This window comes from Pseudomonas sp. PGPPP4 (assembly GCF_002256045.1).
In the GTDB taxonomy this organism is placed as follows: Bacteria; Pseudomonadota; Gammaproteobacteria; order Pseudomonadales; family Pseudomonadaceae; genus Chryseomonas; species Chryseomonas oryzihabitans.
Map to the genome: position 1 here is coordinate 509,827 of NZ_NKID01000001.1, position 18,670 is coordinate 528,496.

Annotated in this window: 10 protein-coding genes and 2 pseudogenes; 9 read left to right on the top strand and 3 right to left on the bottom strand. The window is 68.4% G+C overall.

The annotated features are described in order from the left end of the window. Window positions 1-61 precede the first annotated feature (61 nt). Window positions 62-2,452, bottom strand: a complete 2,391-nt coding sequence (gene pqqF, locus CFE50_RS02350) for a pyrroloquinoline quinone biosynthesis protein PqqF (protein WP_286730677.1) — start codon at window positions 2,450-2,452, stop codon at window positions 62-64. A 389-nt stretch (window positions 2,453-2,841) separates the two neighbouring features. Beyond that, window positions 2,842-5,274 carry a glucose/quinate/shikimate family membrane-bound PQQ-dependent dehydrogenase gene (locus CFE50_RS02355; RefSeq protein ID WP_286730679.1) on the bottom strand — a complete coding sequence of 811 codons (2,433 nt, stop codon included), beginning with the start codon at window positions 5,272-5,274 and terminating at the stop codon, window positions 2,842-2,844. 324 nt (window positions 5,275-5,598) lie between these two features. Between CFE50_RS02355 and CFE50_RS02360 the strand changes: the two genes are divergently transcribed. From CFE50_RS02360 to CFE50_RS02390, 9 genes and pseudogenes are all read left to right on the top strand, one after another. Next, a complete protein-coding gene (locus CFE50_RS02360; RefSeq protein WP_286730681.1) occupies window positions 5,599-6,549 on the top strand; it encodes an AEC family transporter in 951 nt (316 codons plus the stop codon). Between the two features lie 182 nt (window positions 6,550-6,731). Continuing rightward, a pseudogene (locus CFE50_RS22700) lies at window positions 6,732-7,766 on the top strand (HAMP domain-containing protein); the annotation flags it as partial. Between the two features lie 93 nt (window positions 7,767-7,859). Further along, window positions 7,860-8,624 (top strand): methyl-accepting chemotaxis protein, encoded by a 765-nt coding sequence (locus tag CFE50_RS22705; RefSeq protein WP_430695103.1) that lies wholly within the window; start codon window positions 7,860-7,862, stop codon window positions 8,622-8,624. A 121-nt stretch (window positions 8,625-8,745) separates the two neighbouring features. Then, a pseudogene (locus CFE50_RS22710) lies at window positions 8,746-9,777 on the top strand (HAMP domain-containing protein); the annotation flags it as partial. Window positions 9,778-9,870: 93 nt separating this feature from the next. Continuing rightward, window positions 9,871-10,635 carry a methyl-accepting chemotaxis protein gene (locus CFE50_RS22715; RefSeq protein WP_430695102.1) on the top strand — a complete coding sequence of 255 codons (765 nt, stop codon included), beginning with the start codon at window positions 9,871-9,873 and terminating at the stop codon, window positions 10,633-10,635. A 344-nt stretch (window positions 10,636-10,979) separates the two neighbouring features. Beyond that, entirely contained in the window at window positions 10,980-15,842 is a 4,863-nt protein-coding gene (locus CFE50_RS02375) for a PAS domain S-box protein (RefSeq protein WP_286730685.1), read from the top strand. Then, window positions 15,839-16,780: a diguanylate cyclase domain-containing protein gene (locus CFE50_RS02380; RefSeq protein ID WP_286730688.1), complete on the top strand. Its 942-nt coding sequence runs from the start codon at window positions 15,839-15,841 to the stop codon at window positions 16,778-16,780. Before CFE50_RS02375 ends, CFE50_RS02380 begins: the two co-directional genes overlap by 4 nt. A gap of 131 nt (window positions 16,781-16,911) precedes the next feature. After that, window positions 16,912-17,922 carry an AI-2E family transporter gene (locus CFE50_RS02385; RefSeq protein WP_286730691.1) on the top strand — a complete coding sequence of 337 codons (1,011 nt, stop codon included), beginning with the start codon at window positions 16,912-16,914 and terminating at the stop codon, window positions 17,920-17,922. Then, window positions 17,922-18,356 (top strand): NUDIX hydrolase, encoded by a 435-nt coding sequence (locus tag CFE50_RS02390; protein ID WP_286730692.1) that lies wholly within the window; start codon window positions 17,922-17,924, stop codon window positions 18,354-18,356. Before CFE50_RS02385 ends, CFE50_RS02390 begins: the two co-directional genes overlap by 1 nt. Before the next feature lie 12 nt (window positions 18,357-18,368). Here the strand turns inward: CFE50_RS02390 and CFE50_RS02395 are convergent, their stop codons facing one another. Beyond that, window positions 18,369-18,611: a hypothetical protein gene (locus CFE50_RS02395; protein ID WP_027598773.1), complete on the bottom strand. Its 243-nt coding sequence runs from the start codon at window positions 18,609-18,611 to the stop codon at window positions 18,369-18,371. Window positions 18,612-18,670: the final 59 nt, after the last annotated feature.

Genomic DNA, 18,670 nt, shown 5'->3' on the forward strand with positions numbered 1-18,670 from the left:
ACCGATCCTGCAACAGATTGACCGCCAAGGCCGGCCGACGCTCCCGGGAAAGTGTTGAAAGCTATGACATCCAGCCGGATGGCGCGTGGGCATTGGCCAGGGCGAAGCGCGGCGCGTCGGCGGCGGTGAGTTGCCGCCAGGCCTGCTGCAGGGCCTCGGCGTCCAGGGCGGCCAGGGCCTGCTGCAGGGGCCCGAGGTCCAGCGCCCCGCTACGCTGGAAGCCCCACCAGAGCCGCTCGGCCAGGGCGGCGCGCTGAGGGGTGGCGGGGCTGAAGTCGCGTACCAGCTGACGGCTGTCTTCTGCCAGCGTCGCAGCCTCGGCCTGCACCGCCTTGAGGCTGGCGGCCAGGCAGCCCTCGATTTCCGCGAGGATCTCCGCTGCCCGGGCCTGGGGCGACTGCACGCCGATCAGCAGGCCGCCGTGATCGCCCAGCAGGCGATAGGCGGAAAACACCGCATAGCCCAGTTGTCGCTCGCTGCGCAGGCGCTGGAACAGCGGTCCTTGCAGGCGCGCCGCCAGCAGCCGCCAGGCGGCTTCGGTAGTGGGTCGCGCATCGGGTTGCGGACAGAACAGCAGCAGCGCCTGCTGGGCGTCGGCGCTGGGTTCGTGGTGCCAGCGGCGACCGGTGCAGCCGGGCGGTTCGCCCAGCGGCGCTGCCCGGGGCCGAGGCGGCGGCGTGACGGCGGCCAGGGACGCCTGTGCCGCCCTGGGCAGACCACAGGCCAGGGCCTGCAAGCGCGCGCCTTCTTCATGCACTGTCAGCGGCGTGACCGCAATCAGTCGCTCGGGCAGGACCTTGAGCAACTGGCGGATCAGCATGGGCTCGATCGAGGCTGCGGGGGCCGGCTGGGAAAGGTCCAGCGCGTTCGTCAGGCGGTCGAGCGCCTGCTCCAGCACCGCCGGCAACGCCGTGGCCCACCCTTGCAGCCGCAATTCCCAGGGCGCCCCGGGCGGACTCCAGCGCAGGCTGACGCCCGCTTCGGCGGCCAGCCGGGGTAGCGCGCCCAGCACCTGGACATCGGGCGCGACCGGTGCCGGTCCCGGCCATTGCCAGCGCAAAAACAGCAGGCCTTCGCGCTGCTGAGGGGCGAGGGCCTGGCTGATCGGCCAGGGCTGCCTCGTCGGGGCGCTTGGCGTGCTGGGCTCAATGAGCAGCGGATTGGGCGATGGCAGCGCAAAGGTGGTGGTGACGGGCGACGCCCGGTTCGGTGCATCGGTCAGGCCGGCGGCGAAGCCGCTGAGGCGCTCCGGGACCAGTTGCGCGAGCAGCCGTGGCCAGGCGGCCCGGGCGGCAGGGGAGAGCGCCGGCTGTGGCCAGGCGTCTCCGGGCCGATCCAGCCAGAGGCGCTCACCCAGGCGCCTTACCAGTGCCAGGGCGGGCAGGGTCGCCCAGAGGCGCTGGATGCGTTCGGCGTGGCCCTGCTGCAGGGCGGCGAGGGGTGTCTGGCGCAGGGCGTCAAGCCAGGCGAACAGGATGCCGGTCAGGTGGCTGGGACTGGCCTGGGGGCCGGGCGCGAGATCCAGCCGGAGCAAGCCCTGGTGCGCCTGGCGATAGGGCCAGGCGAGGCCTAGTCGTTCGGCCTGGCCGGCCTGGCGCAGGAGGGCGGGCAGGCCGCCGGGATGGTCGCCGAGCAGCAGGGTTTCCAGCAGCTCCGCCGCTTCCCAGCTGCCGGGTGGCAGGTCATCGAGGGCGAATTGCACCGCCAGCGTCGGGGGCGTTGTGGCGGTGGTCTGCCAGCGTTCGCCTGGAGCCGGGAGCGCTTGGGGCGCTACGGCGCTGGGCGCCGGGCCAGGGGGCAGCAGGGCGCCCAGTTCGCGGGCCAGGTCGGCCAGTTCGGCAAGCGGTTGCGGCCCGGCCAGCATTAGCAGGGCGTTTTCCGCCCGGTAGTACTGGTGCTGGAAGTCGCGCAGGGCCGCCTGGAAGGTCGGGCTCTGCAGCGGCAGGCTGTAACGGTTGCCGGCATGGAAGCCGGCGGCCGGATGGTCGGCGGGCAGGCCGGTGGCCAGGGCCAGGTCGCGGCGGGTATCGGCGCTGCGCGACCAGGCGATGAATTCGGCATGCAGCACCTCGCGCTCGCGGCGCTGGGCGTCCGCTGCCAGCAGGGGCGCGGCGAGCATGTCCAGCAGCCGGGCGAGTCCGGCGGCCAGGTGCTCGGGAGCGAGGGCGAAAAAGAAGTCGGTGGTGGTCTCGCGGGTGCTGGCGTTGAGTTCGCCGCCCAGGCGCTGCACCAGCGGCATCAGGCCGTCCGCCGCCGGATAGCGCCGGCTGCCGAGAAAGAACAGATGTTCGAGAAAGTGCGCCAGCCCCGGAAAGGCCCGCGGCGCCTGGTGACTGCCGGCGCCGATGCGCACCAGGGCAGCGGCCTGGGGCAGCTCGGGATCGTGCCGCAGGGCGACGGCCAGGCCATTGGCCAGGCGCAGCCGGCGGTGGAGGGGGGCGGAGGTGGGCATGGGGGTAGCTTAACCGAGTCCGAGGGAAGGTGATGGCGCGGGGTTTGCCCTCACCCCGGCCCTCTCCCAGGGGGAGAGGGGGAAGAGCGAGAGCTGTGCTTGGTTTGCCCTCTCCCTGGGGATGAGGCGCAGTCTCGACACCGTAGCGTGGAAAACGGCGCAGCCTTTTCCACTGGAGCCCTGGGTGCCAGGGGGCTCTCATCCCCGCGCTCTTCCGGAAGGAGCAAAGCCCTTCTCATGGAAAGAAAAAACCCAGGCGAAAAAAATCCCGGCTGGGCCGGGATTTCGGGGTGGGGCGAGGGGGATTCCAACAGGATGTCAAAAATGCTCGAAGCATCCTCGCCCCCAACCCTCTCCCGGAGGAGAGGGGAGCTCGGGCGCGGGCGCCCTTACTTCTTCTCGGGCAGGGCGAAGGCCATCACGTAGTCGCCCTGCTTGGTGCCCAGCGAGCCATGGCCGCCGGCATAGACCAGCACGTACTGGCGACCGTCCTTGCCGGTGTAGGTCATGGGGGTGGTCTGGCCACCGGCCGGCAGGCGGCCTTTCCACAGTTCCTTGCCGTTTTTCACGTCATAGGCGCGCAGGTACTGGTCCAGGGTGCCGCTCAGGAAGGCCACGCCACCGGCGGTGGTGACGGTGCCGCCCAGGCTGGGCACGCCCATGGGCAGGGGCAGCGGCACCGGCGAGTTGTCGCGCACGGTGCCGTTCTTGTGCTTGTAGACCAGCTTGCCGGTGGTCAGGTCGAGACCTGCCACATAGCCCCAGGCGGGTGCCTGGCAAGGCAGGCCCAGCGGCGACAGGAAGGCCGACAGGATCACGCCGTAGGGCGCGCCCTTGTTGGGCTGGATGCCCTCGGTCTCGCTCTTGCGCGCCGGCTGGTTGGCGATCTCTTCACGCGGTACCAGCTTGGAGGTGAAGGCCATGTAGCTGGGGTTGAGGAAGGCGATCTGGCGCACCGGATCGACCGAGATGCCGCCCCAGTCGAACACGCCGAAGTTACCCGGGTAGACGATCGAGCCCTGGGTGGACGGCGGGGTGTAGATGCCCTCGTAGCGGTGCTCGCGGAAGGCGATGCGGCACAGCGCCTGGTCGAAGGGCGTACCGCCCCACATGTCGCTTTCCTTGAGGGTCGGCGCGGCCAGGTTGATCGAGGAGACCGGCTGGGTCGGCGAGGTATGGTCGCCTTCCACCGCGCCCTGGGGCACCGGGGTTTCGGTGATTGGGTAGATGGGCTGACCGTTGGTGCGGTCCAGCACATAGATGCTGCCCTGCTTGGTCGAGGCCATCAGCGCGGGTTTCACGCCGCCTTCGGTCTTGATGTCCACCAGGGTCGGCTGACCGCCCACGTCCATGTCCCAGAGGTCATGGTGGGTGAACTGGTAGTTCCAGCGCACCTTACCGGTGGCGATGTCGAGGGCGACCACGCCGGCGCTGTACTTCTCGGAGGCCGGGGTACGGTTACCGCCCCACTGGTCGGGCATCTGGTTGCCCATGGGCAGATAGACCATGCCGACCTTTTCGTCGACGGCCATCATCGACCACATGTTGGGCGAGTTGCGGGTGTAGATGCCGTCGGCGGCGATGGGCGCGGTGGCGTCCGGATTGCCGCTGTCCCAGTTCCACACCAGCTTGCCGGTGTGCACGTCGTAGGCGCGGATCACGCCGGACGGCTCGTCGGTGGAGACGTTGTCGGTGACGTGGCCACCGATGATCACCAGGTTGCGGGTCACCGCCGGCGGCGAGGTGGAGTAGTAGCCGCCGGGCGTGAAGCTGCCCATGTTGGCGGTCAGGTCGACCTGGCCGTTGTCGCCGAAGTCGCTGCACACCTTGCCGGTGTCGGCGTTGATGGCGATCAGGCGGGTGTCGGCGGTGGGCAGGAACAGGCGGCGCGGGCAGCTGCTGGCGGCCGGGGTGCTCTGCTCGTCGACCGGGACGGCACTGCCGGTGGCCGGGCTCTGGCCCGCGGTGGTGGTGCCGGCATAGGTGGCGTCGTCGTGGTAGGCCACGCCGCGGCAGGTCATGTGCGCCCAGCCCTTGAAGCTGTCGGCGTGCTGGGTGCTCAACTTGGGATCGAAGCGCCAGATTTCCTTGCCGCTGTCGGGATCCACGGCGATCACCTGGCTGTGCGGCGTGCAGACATAGAGCATGCCGTTGACCTTGAGCGGGGTGTTTTCCGCAGTGGTCTCCTGGGGATCGTTCGGGCCGGGGATGTCGCCGGTCCGGAAGGTCCAGGCCGGTTGCAGATCCTTCACGTTGTTGACGTCGATCTGCTTGAGCGGCGAGTAGCGATCACCGAAGGCGGTGCGGCCATAGGAGGGCCAGTCGCCATCGGCGGCGGTCGGCGCGGCGCTCTGGGTGCCGGCGGTGTCGCGGCCCAGGTCACCGTCCAGACGGTTGTAGTTGACGAACTGGGCGACCAGGGCGACGACCGCGGCGATCACCAGGGAGCCGACCAGCGGCAGGCCGCCGCTGCGGCTGTCCAGCGGACGGCGGAACACCGGGATCAGCAGCACCAGGCCGAGGACGAACCAGAGCGCCAGGCGCGGCACCAGCTGCCACCAGTCGAACTGGACTTCCAGAACGGCCCAGGCGGTGGAGACCACCAGGAAGAAGGCATAGACCCAGACCCCGCTGGCCCGCCGGATGCACAGCAGGTAACCACTCAGGGCGAGCAGCACGCCGCCGCCGAGGTAGTATAGGGAGCCCCCGAGGGTGGCCAGTTTGATGCCCAGCCCCAAGAGGGCCAGGCCCAGGAGGATGAACAGGATGCCGAGTAACCTGGCAGGCAGGCCTCCCGGTCTCGCGTTGGAAGTGACAGTCATGGCAGCGCTCGCAATGCAATCGTGAAAAGAGACTTCGACTCGATCGACGACATCGCAAATCGGAACCGCATGCGGATCTGTCGTCTGCTACGTCTGAACCTGTTGTCTATCTTATTGTTCCACCCCTTCGCCGGCTTCCCTGGCAGGAAGCTAGAGCGGTCGCGCTGAGGCGAAGCGGGGGATGGATCGGGGGCGTCGTCTGAATCGGGCGGGTAGATAGTAAGCTAAGCATTGACTGATGTCACTTCGCGATGACGGAAGGAAGGGCCCCGTGGCGCGCCGTGCCTGCTACCATCGCGAGCCGTTCCCGCGATGCCTTCCGCCATGTCCGCTGCGCTTGCCCTGGTCCAGGCGACCTTCGACGTCACCGCCCCGGTCTTCGCCCTGGTGCTGCTGGGCTGCGTGCTCAAGCGGCTGGGCTGGATCGACACCCCCTTCATCAACACCGCCTCGGCCCTGGTGTTTCGCGCCACCATGCCGACCCTGCTGTTTCTCGGCATCCTCAAGGCCGATCTCGGCGAGGCGCTGCAGCCGCTGCTGCTGGGCTACTTCGCCCTGGCCACGGTGGCGAGTTTCCTGGCCGCCTGGGGCTGGGCGATCTGGCGCTGCCCCCATGCCGATCGCGGGGTCTACGTGCAGGGCGCCTTTCGCGGCAACTGCGGCATCGTCGGCTTGGCCCTGGCGGCGACCCAGTACGGCGACTATGGGCTGTCGGTGGGCGGGATCATGGCCGGCATGGTCATCCTCTTCTACAACGTGCTCTCGGCCATCGTGCTGGCGCTCTACAGTCCGCACCTGGAGGCCAACTGGCGCACCCTGCTGCGCAGCATCCTCGGCAATCCACTGATCATCGGCATCCTGCTGGCGATTCCCTTCGCCTATTTCCAATGGCAGCTGCCGCGCTGGCTGGACACCTCGGCGCGCTATTTCGCCGGGCTCACCCTGCCGCTGGCGCTGATGTGCATCGGCGCCACCCTGTCGCTGGCCTCATTGCGCGAGAGCAGCGGCCTGGCGGTGGGCGCCAGCCTGTGGAAGATCGTCTGGATTCCGCTGCTGGGGGTGCTGGGCGCCCTGGCGCTGGGCATCCAGGGGCCGGCGCTGGGCATCCTCTTTCTCTACCTGGGGTGCCCGACGGCGGCGTCGAGTTTCGTCATGGCCCGTGCCGCCGGCAGCAATGCCCAGCTGGCGGCGACCATCGTGGTGCTCAGTACCCTGGGCGGGATGCTGACCACCAACCTCGGCCTGCTCCTGCTGAAGGGATTCAGCCTGCTCTAGCCCGGCCGGCCAGACATCGGCGATGTGAGAACGTTTATCGGTTGTATCCGGCTAAAAGTCAGATTTGAGCGTAATAGTGCGACATCGATCGTCCCCCGGTCGGTTCGCCCTCTCGATGCCTATCGCAATAAGTAGTTGCAGGGAGGGCGGCCGCCCACTCTCCAGCCTTCCGCGTGGTATCCATGAAACGCTCGCTCCAATTCAGCCACAAGATCCTGCTGGCGGCCGCCCTGGTGGTGACGCTGGCCCTGGCCGGCTTCGCCAGCTTCAACGCCTATCTGCAGCGCCAGGCCATCACCCAGAGTCTCGAAGCCTCGCTGGGCGAGATCGGCCGCATCACCGCCGGCAACATCGCCTACTGGCTGGACGCGCGGGTCAAGCTGATCGACAGCCAGGCCCAGGCGCTCAGCCGCGACAGCAGCCCGGCCAACGTGGTGGGCCTGCTGGAAGAGAAGCTCTACACGAGCAACTTCGACTCCACCTACCTGGGTGAGGTCGACGGCACCTTTACCGACCGCCCCCATACCCCCATGGAGGCCGGCTACGATGCCCGGCAGCGCGACTGGTACAAGGCCGCGGTCAGCGCCGGCGGTCCCATCCTCACCGAGCCCTACCTGACCGCGCCGCCGCAGAGCTTTCTGTGCATCACCATCGCCGCGCCGGTCCTGCAGAACGGCAAGCTGATCGGCGTGGTGGCCGGCGACCTGGTGATGGACAGCCTGATGAAGATGATCACCTCGCTGGACGCCGGCGGTCTGGGCGAAGCCTTCCTGGTGGACGGCGACGGCAAGATCCTGGTCAGCAGCCACGCCGACCAGGTGCTGAAATCGCTCAAGGAGGTCTTCCCGGAGCAGACCCCGACCCTGGCCCCGGGCTTCCATCACGTCCTGCAGAACGGCAGCGAGCGGCTGGTGAGCTTTACCCCGGTCGCGGGCCTGCCCTCGGTCAAGTGGTACCTGGCCCTGTCCATCGACCAGACCAAGGCCTATGCCCCGGTGACCCAGGCGCGCAACCTGGCCATCGTCGCCACCCTGGTGGCGGTGGTCGCCATCATCCTGCTGCTGGGCTTGCTCATCCGCGTCCTCTTGCGCCCGCTGCATGACCTGACCCGCGCCATGGACGACATCGCCGAAGGCGAGGGCGATCTGACCCGCCGCCTGCCGGTGCAGTCCCGCGACGAATTCGGCGCCCTGGCCGAGGCCTTCAACCACTTCGTGGCGCGCATCCACACCTCGATCCGCGACGTGGCCCAGAGCACCGGCGAACTCAACCAGGGCACCCGCCGGGTGCTGGAAGCCTCGCAGTCGTCCATGCAACAGTCCGATATCCAGGCCCAGCGCACCACCAGTGTGGCTGCGGCGATCAACGAATTGGGCGCCGCCGCCCAGGAGATCGCCCGCAACGCCGCCCATGCCTCCGGCGAGGCCAGCACGGCGCGCGCCCAGGGCGAGGAAGGCCGCGAGGTGCTCGACGAAGCCCTGCACGCCATGCAGGCGCTGTCCGCCAAGATCGGCACCAGTTGCGAGCATATCGAGGCGCTCAACGGCAAGGCCGCCAACATCGGCCAGATCCTCGAGGTCATCCGCGGTATCTCCGAGCAGACCAACCTGCTGGCGCTCAACGCCGCCATCGAAGCGGCCCGCGCGGGGGAGGCCGGTCGCGGCTTTGCCGTGGTGGCCGACGAGGTACGCTCCCTGGCCAGCCGCACCCAGAGTTCGGCGCAGCAGATCCAGCAGATGATCGAAGAGCTGCAGACCGGTTCGCGCGACGCCGTGGCCCTGATGCAGGAGAGCCAGCGCCAGAGCGCCCACAGCATGCAGGTGGCCAAGCGCGCCGGCGAGCGCCTGGGCAGCGTGACCGAGCGCATCGGCGAGATCGACGGCCAGAACCAGTCGGTGGCCACCGCGACCGAGGAACAGACCTCGGTGGTTGAGACCCTGAACATGGACATCAGCGAGATCAACCTGCTGAACCAGCAGGGCGTCGACAACCTCCAGGCCACCCTGGCGGCCTGTACCGCCCTGGAAGCCGAAGCCGGTCGCCTGCAGCGCCTGGTGGGTGGCTTCCGGATCTAGCGCGGGCCAGCTGAAAAGAGCGTGCCGCTCCGCTCAAGTCGTAACGTACGTGCCCGATAACGAGTGACCGCCATGCCCTGAATCCGGCATGGCTCCACTCTGGCAACGGACGCAGACCTGTATGAAGCGACACCTGAAATTCAGCCACAAGATCCTGCTGGTCGCGGCGCTGGTGATCACCACCGCGCTGGCCGCTTCCGCCGGTTTCAATGCCTATCTGCAACGCCAGGCCATCGACCAGAGCCTGAGTGCCAACCTCGCGGAAACCGGCCGGGTCACCGCCGGCAACATCGCCTATTGGCTGGACGCGCGGGTCAAGCTCATCGAAGGCGAAGCCCAGACCCTGGCGCGCGATCGTTCGCCCGACGGCCTGGTCGGTCTGCTGGATCAGAAGATCTACACCGGCACCTTCGATTCCACCTACCTGGGCGAGGTCGACGGCACCTATACCACCCGTCCGCTGCGCAACCTGCCGGCCGGCTACGATCCGCGCAAGCGGCCCTGGTATGCGGCGGCCACCGCCGCCGGTGCCACGGTGCTGACCCCGCCCTATATCTTCGCCTCCTCCGGACAGCTGGGCGTGACCATCGCCACCCCGCTGCAGCGTGACGGCCAGCTGGCTGGCGTGGTGGCCGGCGACCTCAACCTGTCGGCGCTGGTGGAAATCATCACCTCGCTCAACGTCGGCGGTCTCGGCGAAGCCTTCCTGGTCGACGGTGACGGCAAGGTGCTGGTCAGCAGCCATCCCGAGCAGGTGCTCAAGACCCTCAAGGACGTCTTCCCCGAGCAGACTCCGTCCCTACAGCCCGGTCTGCACGCCGTCACCCAGAATGGCAGCGAGCGCCTGGTGAGCTTTACCCCGGTTAATGGCTTGCCCTCGGTCAAGTGGTACCTGGGCCTGTCCATCGACCAGGCCAAGGCCTATGCCCCGGTGACCCAGGCGCGCAACCTGGCCATCGTCGCCACCCTGGTGGCGGTGATCGCCATCATCCTGCTGCTGGGCCTGCTGATCCGCGTTCTGCTACGCCCGTTGCATGACCTGACCCGTGCCATGGACGACATCGCCGAAGGCGAGGGCGATCTGACCCGCCGCCTGCCGGTGCAGGCCCGTGACGAATTCGGCGCCCTGGCCGAGGCCTTCAACAAGTTCGTGGCGCGCATCCACACCTCGATCCGCGATGTGGCTCAGACCACCGGCGAGCTGAATCAGAGCACTCGGCGCGTGCTGGAGTCGTCGCAATCCTCCATGCAGCAATCGGATCTGCAGGCCCAGCGCACCACCAGTGTGGCCGCGGCGATCAACGAACTGGGCGCCGCCGCCCAGGAGATCGCCCGCAACGCCGCTCATGCTTCCGGCGAGGCCAGCACGGCCCGCGCTCAGGGCGAGGAAGGCCGCGAGGTGCTGGACGAAGCCCTGCACGCCATGCAGGCGCTGTCCGCCAAGATCGGCACCAGTTGCGAGCATATCGAGGCGCTCAACGGCAAGACCGCCAACATCGGTCAGATCCTCGAAGTCATCCGCGGCATCTCCGAGCAGACCAACCTGCTGGCGCTCAACGCCGCCATTGAGGCCGCGCGGGCAGGGGAGGCCGGGCGTGGCTTCGCCGTGGTAGCAGATGAAGTACGTTCCCTGGCCAGCCGCACCCAGAGTTCGGCGCAGCAGATCCAGCAGATGATCGAAGAGCTGCAGAGCGGCTCGCGCGACGCCGTGGCCCTGATGCAGGAGAGCCAGCGGCAGAGTGCCCACAGCATGCAGGTGGCCAAGAGCGCCGGCGAGCGGCTGGGCAGCGTGACCGAGCGCATCGGCGAGATCGACGGCCAGAACCAATCGGTAGCCACCGCGACCGAGGAGCAGACCTCGGTGGTGGAGACCCTGAACATGGACATCAGCGAGATCAATCTGCTGAACCAGCAGGGTGTCGACAACCTCCAGGCGACCCTGGCGGCCTGTACCGCCCTGGAAGCCGAGGCCGGTCGCCTGCAGCGCCTGGTGGGTGGCTTCCGCATCTGATTCGCGCGAAAAGTCCGCTAAAAGGGAGAGTCGACGTCAGGTCGGCTCTCCCTTTTTGCTGTCCGGAAGGTCAGGAAGACTTGCGTGAATGCCGATCTTTCCTCGACCACTCGTCAGAAACAGTAAAACTAATTAGCGCGTGAACTTGCTCTGGACTGCCGCTTTGCACGCACCCGCCGCTGCGCTTCAGCCCGGCGGCCGATCCGCGGTATCAAGAAAGCCTTTTTTCCCGCCGATGGGCTAGCTGTTACCGCCAGGTCTGGTGGAGGCCCCGTTCCGTTCGCGCTTCCCGCTCCTGGCACCGCCTAACCAACGGCGTGGCACCTTTTGCCACCAGGGGCTCCATGTTCAGCAGGCTGTGCAAATCCTCTCGCGTACGCTGGAGTCTCGGCGTCTTTCTGTTCGGCGTCCTGCTGACCAGCCTGACCATGCGCCATCTGACCGAGCGCAACGAGCGACAGGTACAGGCGGCCCTCAACGCGGCGGCGACCGACGTGCGCGAGCAGATCGCCGAGCGACTGCGGGTCTATGAGTACAGCCTGAGCGGCATGCGTGACGTCATCGTGGTGGCCGGCGCGGGGCTGTCGCGGGAACTGCTGCAGCACTATGGTCGTACCCACGACCTGAACCAGGAGTTTCGCGGTGCGCGTGGCATAGGTTTCATCCGCCGGGTTCCCGCCGGCGAGGAGGAGCGCTTCGTCCACGCCGCACGCGCCGATGGCTGGCCGGACTTCGCCATTCGCAGCTTCGCGCCCCACGACGGTGACAGATTTGTCGTCCAGTACGTCGAGCCGGTGGCGCTCAACCAGCGCGCCGTCGGCATGGATGCGGCGTCCGAGCCGGTCCGCCGTGAAACGGCGGTGCTGGCCATGCAACGCGGCAGCATGCACCTGTCCGGGCCAGTGGAGTTGCAGGCCTATCAGCCACCGGAGCGCGGCCTGCTGCTGATGCTGCCGATCTATCGTGACGGCCTGCTACCCAAGGACCCGGCGCAACGCGAGGGCGCCACCCTGGGCTGGTCCTATGTGCCCCTGAGCATCGAGGAGCTGTTCGGCAGCCTGCGCCTGGACATTCCGGGTCTGTTGATCCGCCTGACCGACGTGACCGAGCCTGCTAGGCCCACGCCGTTCTATACCCGTGGCGATACCCGTGAGCTGGCGGCCGAAGGACTTTCGGAGGTGATCGCTACCCGTGATGTCTATGGGCGGCGCTGGCAGATGGCCTTTACCGCCACCCCGGCCTTCGTCGCCGGTCTCAACTTGGTCTCCATACCTCTGGTGCACCTGGTCGGCAAACTGGTCAGCCTGCTGGCCGCCGGCCTCACCTTCGCCCTGCTCACCACCCGTCAGCGCCGCCGCCAGTATCAGCAGGACCAGGCCAACCTCACCGCGGTGGTGGAAAGCTCCTCCGACGGCATCATCAGCAAGGATCTCCAGGGCGTGGTACTGAGCTGGAACCACGCGGCGGAAGAGCTGTTCGGCTATACCGCCAGCGAGGCCGTGGGCCAGCGGCTGCTCGACCTGGTGGTGCCCACCGAGCTCGAACACGAGGAGTGGTCGGTGCTCGAACGCATCGGCCGCGGCGAGCCGGTGCCGCACTTCGAGACCCGTCGCCAGCACCGCGACGGACACCTGATCGATGTGCTGGTCAGCGTCTCGCCCATGCGTGGCCGTGACGGTCGGGTGGTCGGCGCCTCCAAGACGGTACGCGACATCTCGCTGCAGAAGGCCGCCCAGGCCGAGATCCTGGCGCTCAACGCCCGCCTGGAAGAGCAGGTGGCCCAGCGCACCGCCGAACTCAGCCAGACCAACCGCCTGCTCGGCGACGTGCTGCGCGCGGCCTCCGAGGTGGGCGTCATCGCCACCGATCGCGACGGCCTGATCACCCTGTTCAACGAAGGCGCCGAGCGGCTGCTCGGCTATCGCGCCGACGAGGTGGTCGGCACCTGGCACGCCAGCGCCTTCCACCTGACCGCGGAGCTGGAAGCCCAGGGCCAGGCCCTGAGCGCCCAGTATGGCGCGCCGGTCAGCGGCTTCCGCGTGCTGGTGGAGCGCTCCGAACGCGTCGGCGCCGAGGCGCGCGAGTGGACCTACGTCCGCCGCGACGGCGAGCACCGCGATATCAGCCTGGTGGTGACCACCATGCGCGACGGCGCCGGGCAGGTCAGCGGTTACCTGGGCATCGCCTCGGACGTCACCGAGCGCAAGGCCGCCGAGCAGGAGCTGGCCGCCAGCCTGGCACTGACCCGGGCGATCCTGGACACCGCGGTCAATCCCATCGTCACCGTCGACAGCGCCGGCCTGGTGCGCTCCTTCAACCCGGCTGGTGAGCGCATCTTCGGCTATCGCGCCGCCGAGGTGGTGGGGCAACCGGTCCGCCGGTTGATTCCCGGCTACCTGGCCGGCTACGAGGCGCTGTTCAGCTGCCCGCAGGAAATCCCCGACGACCAGGCCGGCCCGCAGGGCCAGGAGATGGAAGGGCGCCGCGCGGACGGCAGCGTCTTCCCCCTCACCCTGAGTCTGGGGGTGATGTGGACCGACGGCGAGCGGCTGGCAGTGGCCATCATTGCCGACATCACCGAGCAGAGTCGCCAGCGCCAGGCGCTCGTGCAGACCCGCGACCAGCTGACCATGGCCGCCGACGTCGCCCAGCTGGGTATCTGGTGCTGGCACCCCGACACCGGCCAGGTGCAGTGCAACGAGCGGATGTTCGAACTCTACGAGTGGACCGATGCCCAGCGCGCCGCCGGCATCACCTACAACGACTGGCGCTGCCGCGTGCACCCCGACGACCTGGCCAGCGCCGAAGAGCGCCTGGGCGCCGCCATGGCCGGTCGCGCGGTGTTCGATCCGGTGTTCCGCGTGCGCCGCCAGGACGGCTCGCTGCGCCACATCATCGCCGGCGCCCGCACCGAACGGGATCCGCGCGGCCGGGTGCTGCGGGTGGTGGGCATCAACCGCGACATCACCGAACAGCTGGAGCTGGAACACCGGCTGCGCGAGGAACGCACCCGCGCCGACCTGGCCAGCCAGGCCAAGTCGTCCTTCCTGGCCAACATGAGCCACGAGATCCGCACGCCGATGAACGCCGTGCTGGGCATGCTGCAACTGCTGCAGCGCACCGCCCTGGACGCCCGCCAGGGCGACTACCTGACCAAGGCCCAGCAGGCGGCGCGTTCGCTGCTCGGCCTGCTCAACGACGTGCTGGACTACTCCAAGATCGAAGCCGGCAAGCTGCAACTGGACGTCCATCCCTTCAGCCTGGAGCAGGTGCTGCGCAACCTGGGCGTGGTGCTCTCCGGCAACAGCGGCGAGAAGAACGTCGAGATCAACTACCAGCTCGAGGCCGGATTGCCCACCGCGCTGATCGGCGACAGCCTGCGCCTGCAGCAGATCCTCATCAACCTGGCCGGCAATGCCCTCAAGTTCACCGAGGCCGGCCAGGTGCTGGTCAGCGTGCGTCGGCTATCCCAGGTGGACGGTCAGCTGCGCCTGGAATTCTCGGTGCAGGACACCGGCATCGGTATCAGTCCGGCCCAGCAGGAACAGCTGTTCCAGGGCTTCACCCAGGCCGAGGCGTCGATCAGCCGGCGCTTTGGTGGCACCGGGCTGGGCCTGGCCATCTGCAAGCGCCTGGTGGAGCTGATGGATGGCCAGCTGCAGGTGGAAAGCGAACTGGGCGTGGGCAGCCGCTTCTGGTTCGATGCCGCCCTGGCGGTAGACAGCCAGGGCGAGGCCCAGCTGGCGCCGGTGCGCCGGCGGGTACTGCTGGCCGACGACAACACCCTGGTCGGCGAGGTGCTGGTGGAGACCCTGGCGGCCCTCGGCTGGCAGGTGGATCTGGTCACCAGCGGCGCCGCCGCCCTGGCGCGGGTCGCCCAGGCCCAGCAGCAGGCACAGCCCTATGAGGCGGTGCTGATGGACTGGCGCATGCCCGACGGCGATGGCCTGCTGGCGGCCCGGCAGCTGCGCGAGCGGCAGGCCGACCACCGCCCCAAGGTCATCATGCTCACCGGCTTCGGCCGCGACTTCCTTACCGAGGCCCAGCAGAGCGACGATGCGCCCTTCGACGACTACCTGACCAAGCCGGTGACCCCGGCGCAGATCGTCGAGGTGGTGGAGCGCGCCTTGGGCGCGGAGATCCCGGCCGGCGTGCACGCCGCCGCGGTGGTCGACGAAAGCCATCGCCTGGCCGGCCTGCGCCTGCTGGTGGTGGAAGACAATGCCCTCAACCGTCAGGTGGCCGCCGAGCTGCTGCTGGCCCAGGGTGCCCAGGTGGAACTGGCCGAAGGTGGCCTGGAAGGCGTCGAGCGGGTGCTTTCCGGCGCGCCGCTGGACGTGGTCATCATGGATATGCAGATGCCCGACATCGACGGCCTGGAGGCGACCCGGCGCATCCGCGCCGATGGGCGCTTCCGCACTCTGCCGATCCTGGCGATGACCGCCAATGCCTCCCACACCGATCGCGACGCCTGCCTGGCCGCCGGCATGGACGACCATATCGGCAAGCCCATCGACCTGGAATTGCTGGTCGCCCGTCTGCGGCGTCTGACCGGCCAGGAGGTGAGCGCCGCGCCCGCTGCCGTGCCGGTCGTCGAAGATCGCCAGGTGGAACCCCTGAGCCTCGTCCTGCGCCGCTTCGGCGGCGATGCCCGGTTGTTCGGCTCGCTGCTGGAACGCTTCGCCGAGGATTCCGTCAGCCTGTTGGACGGCCTCGCGAACGCCTGGCAGGCCGCCGACAGCGAGGCGGCGGTGGCGGTACTACACTCCCTCAAGGGCAGCGCCGGCACCATGGGTGCCCAGCGCCTGGCCGCGCGCGCCGCCGAGGGCGAACGCGCCGGCAAGGCCGGCGCGGGTGTCCCCCTGGAGGTGGCGGTGGAATTGACGACCCTGCGACAGCTGCTCGACGAGGCCCTGGCCGAGTTGCGCAGCGCCTTGGCCGAGGTCCTGCCGCCTGCCGTGCCTGCCCCTGCCGAAGCGGACAGCCCAACCGACGGAGACACCCCGGTCGACTGGCGCGCCCGACTCGACGAACTCGAAGCGTTGCTCAGCCAGGGCAATCTCGACGCCCTGGCGCTGATCGCCGAGCTGCCCGTGCACTGCCGCGCCGAAGCCCAGGTGCGCTACGACCTCTTGCGCGCCCAGGTCGAGACCCTCGACTTCGCGGCGGCGCTCACCACCCTGCCTGACCTGAAGGAAGCCCTATGACTCCGCCGACCGCCGAGGCCGCTGGGCGGCGCAGCAAACCCAAACTGCTGATCGTCGACGACCAACCGCTGAACATCCGCATCCTCCACGAACTCTTTCGCCAGGATTGCGAGACGCTGATGGCCACCAGCGGCGCCCAGGCCCTGCAACTGGCCCTGACCCAGCAGCCGGACCTGATCCTGCTCGATGTGATGATGCCCCAGCTCGACGGTCACGAGGTCCTGCGCCGGTTGCAGGCCGATCCGGCCACCGCCGCCATCCCGGTGATCTTCGTCACCGGCCAGGAGGGCCCCGACGAAGAGGTGACCGGCCTGGAGCTGGGCGCGGTGGATTTCATCAGCAAGCCGATCAATCCGGTCATCGTCCGCGCCCGGGTGCGCACCCAGCTGACCCTCAAGGCGCAGCGCGACGCCCTGCGCAGCATCGCCCTGGTCGATGGCCTCACCGGCGTCGCCAATCGCCGCCAGTTCGACGAGGCCTTGCTGCGCGGCTGGCGCCAGAGTCAGCGCGAAGGCACGCCCTTTTCGCTGATTCTCATGGATATCGATCACTTCAAGGCCTACAACGACCACTATGGCCACCTGGCCGGCGACCAGTGCCTGCGCCAGGTGGCCCAGGCACTGGGGCAGGGGCTGTTCCGCCCCTACGACCTGCTGGCGCGCTATGGCGGCGAGGAATTCGGCTGCCTGCTGCCGGGCACCGATCTGGAAGGCGCCACCCAGGTCGCCGAGCGACTGCTGCAGCAGGTGCGCGACCAGCGCCTGCCCCATGGCTATTCCTCGGTGACCGGCTACGTCACCCTGAGTCTGGGGGTGGCCACGGCGCTGCCGCCCACCGCCGTCAATCCGGCCGCCCTGATCACCGCCGCCGATGCCCAGCTCTATGCCGCCAAGCACCAGGGCCGCGCCCGGGTCTGCGCCGCGGAACTGGTCGGCTGAGGCGAGGGCCGCCAAAGCGCCCGCTCGGGTAACGCCGGGTAACAGAGGCCGTGGCTTTCTTCGCTGTCCAGGCTGGGCGGCGAGGCGGCGGACTGGCAGACTGCGGGCAGGGATTCTGCCGCCGGTAATCTATGTACGCCTTCACGCAACGCCAGGCCATCTTGGCCAGCTGGATCATCGTCTTCACCGCGCTCTATCTGGTTCTCCCGCTCAAGCTCCTGCCCAGCCTGCTGGCCGGCCTGCTGGTGTACGAACTGGTCAACACCCTGGCCGGGCGCCTGCAGCGTCATCTGCCCGGCGGCGGCGCGCGCTGGCTCGCCGTGGCCCTGCTCGGCACCCTGGTGGTGAGCCTGCTGACGCTGTTCTTTGTCTGGTTCACCAGCTTCATCATCCAGGAAGTGCAGAACCCCGGACGCCTGCTGGACAAGTTCATGGTGCTCACCGAGCGCGCCCGCGCCCAGTTGCCGCCGTCGCTGGATGCCTACCTGCCGGCCAACGCCGACAGCATGAAGCAGGAGCTGGTGGAATGGGTGCGCGCCCATGTGGCGCAACTGCAGCTGTTCGGTCGCGATGCGGCGCGGACCTTTGTCATCGTGCTGATCGGCATGATCCTCGGCGCCATCGTCGCGCTGCAGTCCACCCCCGATCCCGAGCGCCTGCGGCCGCTGTCCGGCGCCCTGCTGGTGCGTCTCGGCCTGGTGGCCCAGGCCTTTCGCAACATCGTCTTCGCCCAGATCAAGATCTCGCTGCTCAACACCACCCTGACCGGCATCTTCCTGCTCGGCGTGTTGCCGCTGTTCGACGTCCACCTGCCGCTGGCCAAGACCCTGGTGATCCTCACCTTCATCCTCGGCCTGCTGCCGGTGATCGGCAACCTGATGTCCAACACCCTGATCTTCATCGCCGGTCTGTCGCTGTCGATCTGGGTCGCGGTGGCGGCGCTGGGCTACCTGATCGCCATCCACAAGCTGGAATACTTCCTCAATGCCCGCATCGTCGGCGGCCAGATCAGCGCCCGTTCCTGGGAATTGCTGGTGGCCATGCTGGTGTTCGAGGCGGCCTTCGGCCTGCCGGGGCTGGTGGCGGCGCCGGTGTACTACGCCTATCTCAAGAGCGAGTTGAAGGCGGAAGGGCTGGTGTAATGGGCGGTCAGATCCGCGTCCTGGCGCTCTGCATCCTGCGTCAGGATGACCGCATCCTGGTGCGTGAGACGCAGGACCCGCATGATGGCCGACGCTTCTGTCGGCCCCTGGGCGGTGGCGTGGAGTTCGGTGAAACCAGCCAGGCGGCGGTGCGGCGCGAGATCCGCGAAGAACTGGGCGCCGAGCTGACCGAGGTCAGGCTGCTGGGCACCCTGGAATCGCTGTTCAGCTACGCGGGACGGCCGGGGCATGAGGTGGTGCTGGTCTACGCCGCCGAATTTGCCGATCGGCAACGTTATGCGCAGGCGGAGCTGCCCGGTCAGGAGAGCGATGGTGAGGCCTTCGTGGCTACCTGGCGCTCACTCGATTCCTTCGACGACACCTGTCGGCTGGTACCCGAAGGCCTGCTGGCGCTTCTCGCCAGCGCTACCTGAAGCCGCGCACCCTCACTGACGATCCAGATTCGACCACATGCGCTGCCAGAAGGCGCCGGCCTCCTCGTTGCTGGCGCGCCAGGTCTGTTCCAGGCGCAGGCGTTCGGGTGCTTCGAGATCCTCCGGGCAGGCCAGGTAGCGGTCGGCGGCGGCCTGGGCTTCGGCCTGCAGGCGGCGCCATTCGCGCACGTCATCCAGCCAGCAGCGGCCGGTGACGGTCTCGTAGTACTCGTGGGCGATCGCATCTTTGCTCATGGGGCGTTCCAGGCAGGGGATACAGCCCTAGACCGCCGCTGACGGCGGGGGTGCCCGCC

Coding starts and splice junctions, on each gene's coding strand:
- pqqF (WP_286730677.1), bottom strand. CDS start 2,452: ATGCCCACCTCCGCCCCCCTCCACCGCCGGCTGCGCCTGGCCAATGGC.
- CFE50_RS02355 (WP_286730679.1), bottom strand. CDS start 5,274: ATGACTGTCACTTCCAACGCGAGACCGGGAGGCCTGCCTGCCAGGTTA.
- CFE50_RS02360 (WP_286730681.1), top strand. CDS start 5,599: ATGTCCGCTGCGCTTGCCCTGGTCCAGGCGACCTTCGACGTCACCGCC.
- CFE50_RS22705 (WP_430695103.1), top strand. CDS start 7,860: ATGCAACAGTCCGATATCCAGGCCCAGCGCACCACCAGTGTGGCTGCG.
- CFE50_RS22715 (WP_430695102.1), top strand. CDS start 9,871: ATGCAGCAATCGGATCTGCAGGCCCAGCGCACCACCAGTGTGGCCGCG.
- CFE50_RS02375 (WP_286730685.1), top strand. CDS start 10,980: ATGTTCAGCAGGCTGTGCAAATCCTCTCGCGTACGCTGGAGTCTCGGC.
- CFE50_RS02380 (WP_286730688.1), top strand. CDS start 15,839: ATGACTCCGCCGACCGCCGAGGCCGCTGGGCGGCGCAGCAAACCCAAA.
- CFE50_RS02385 (WP_286730691.1), top strand. CDS start 16,912: ATGTACGCCTTCACGCAACGCCAGGCCATCTTGGCCAGCTGGATCATC.
- CFE50_RS02390 (WP_286730692.1), top strand. CDS start 17,922: ATGGGCGGTCAGATCCGCGTCCTGGCGCTCTGCATCCTGCGTCAGGAT.
- CFE50_RS02395 (WP_027598773.1), bottom strand. CDS start 18,611: ATGAGCAAAGATGCGATCGCCCACGAGTACTACGAGACCGTCACCGGC.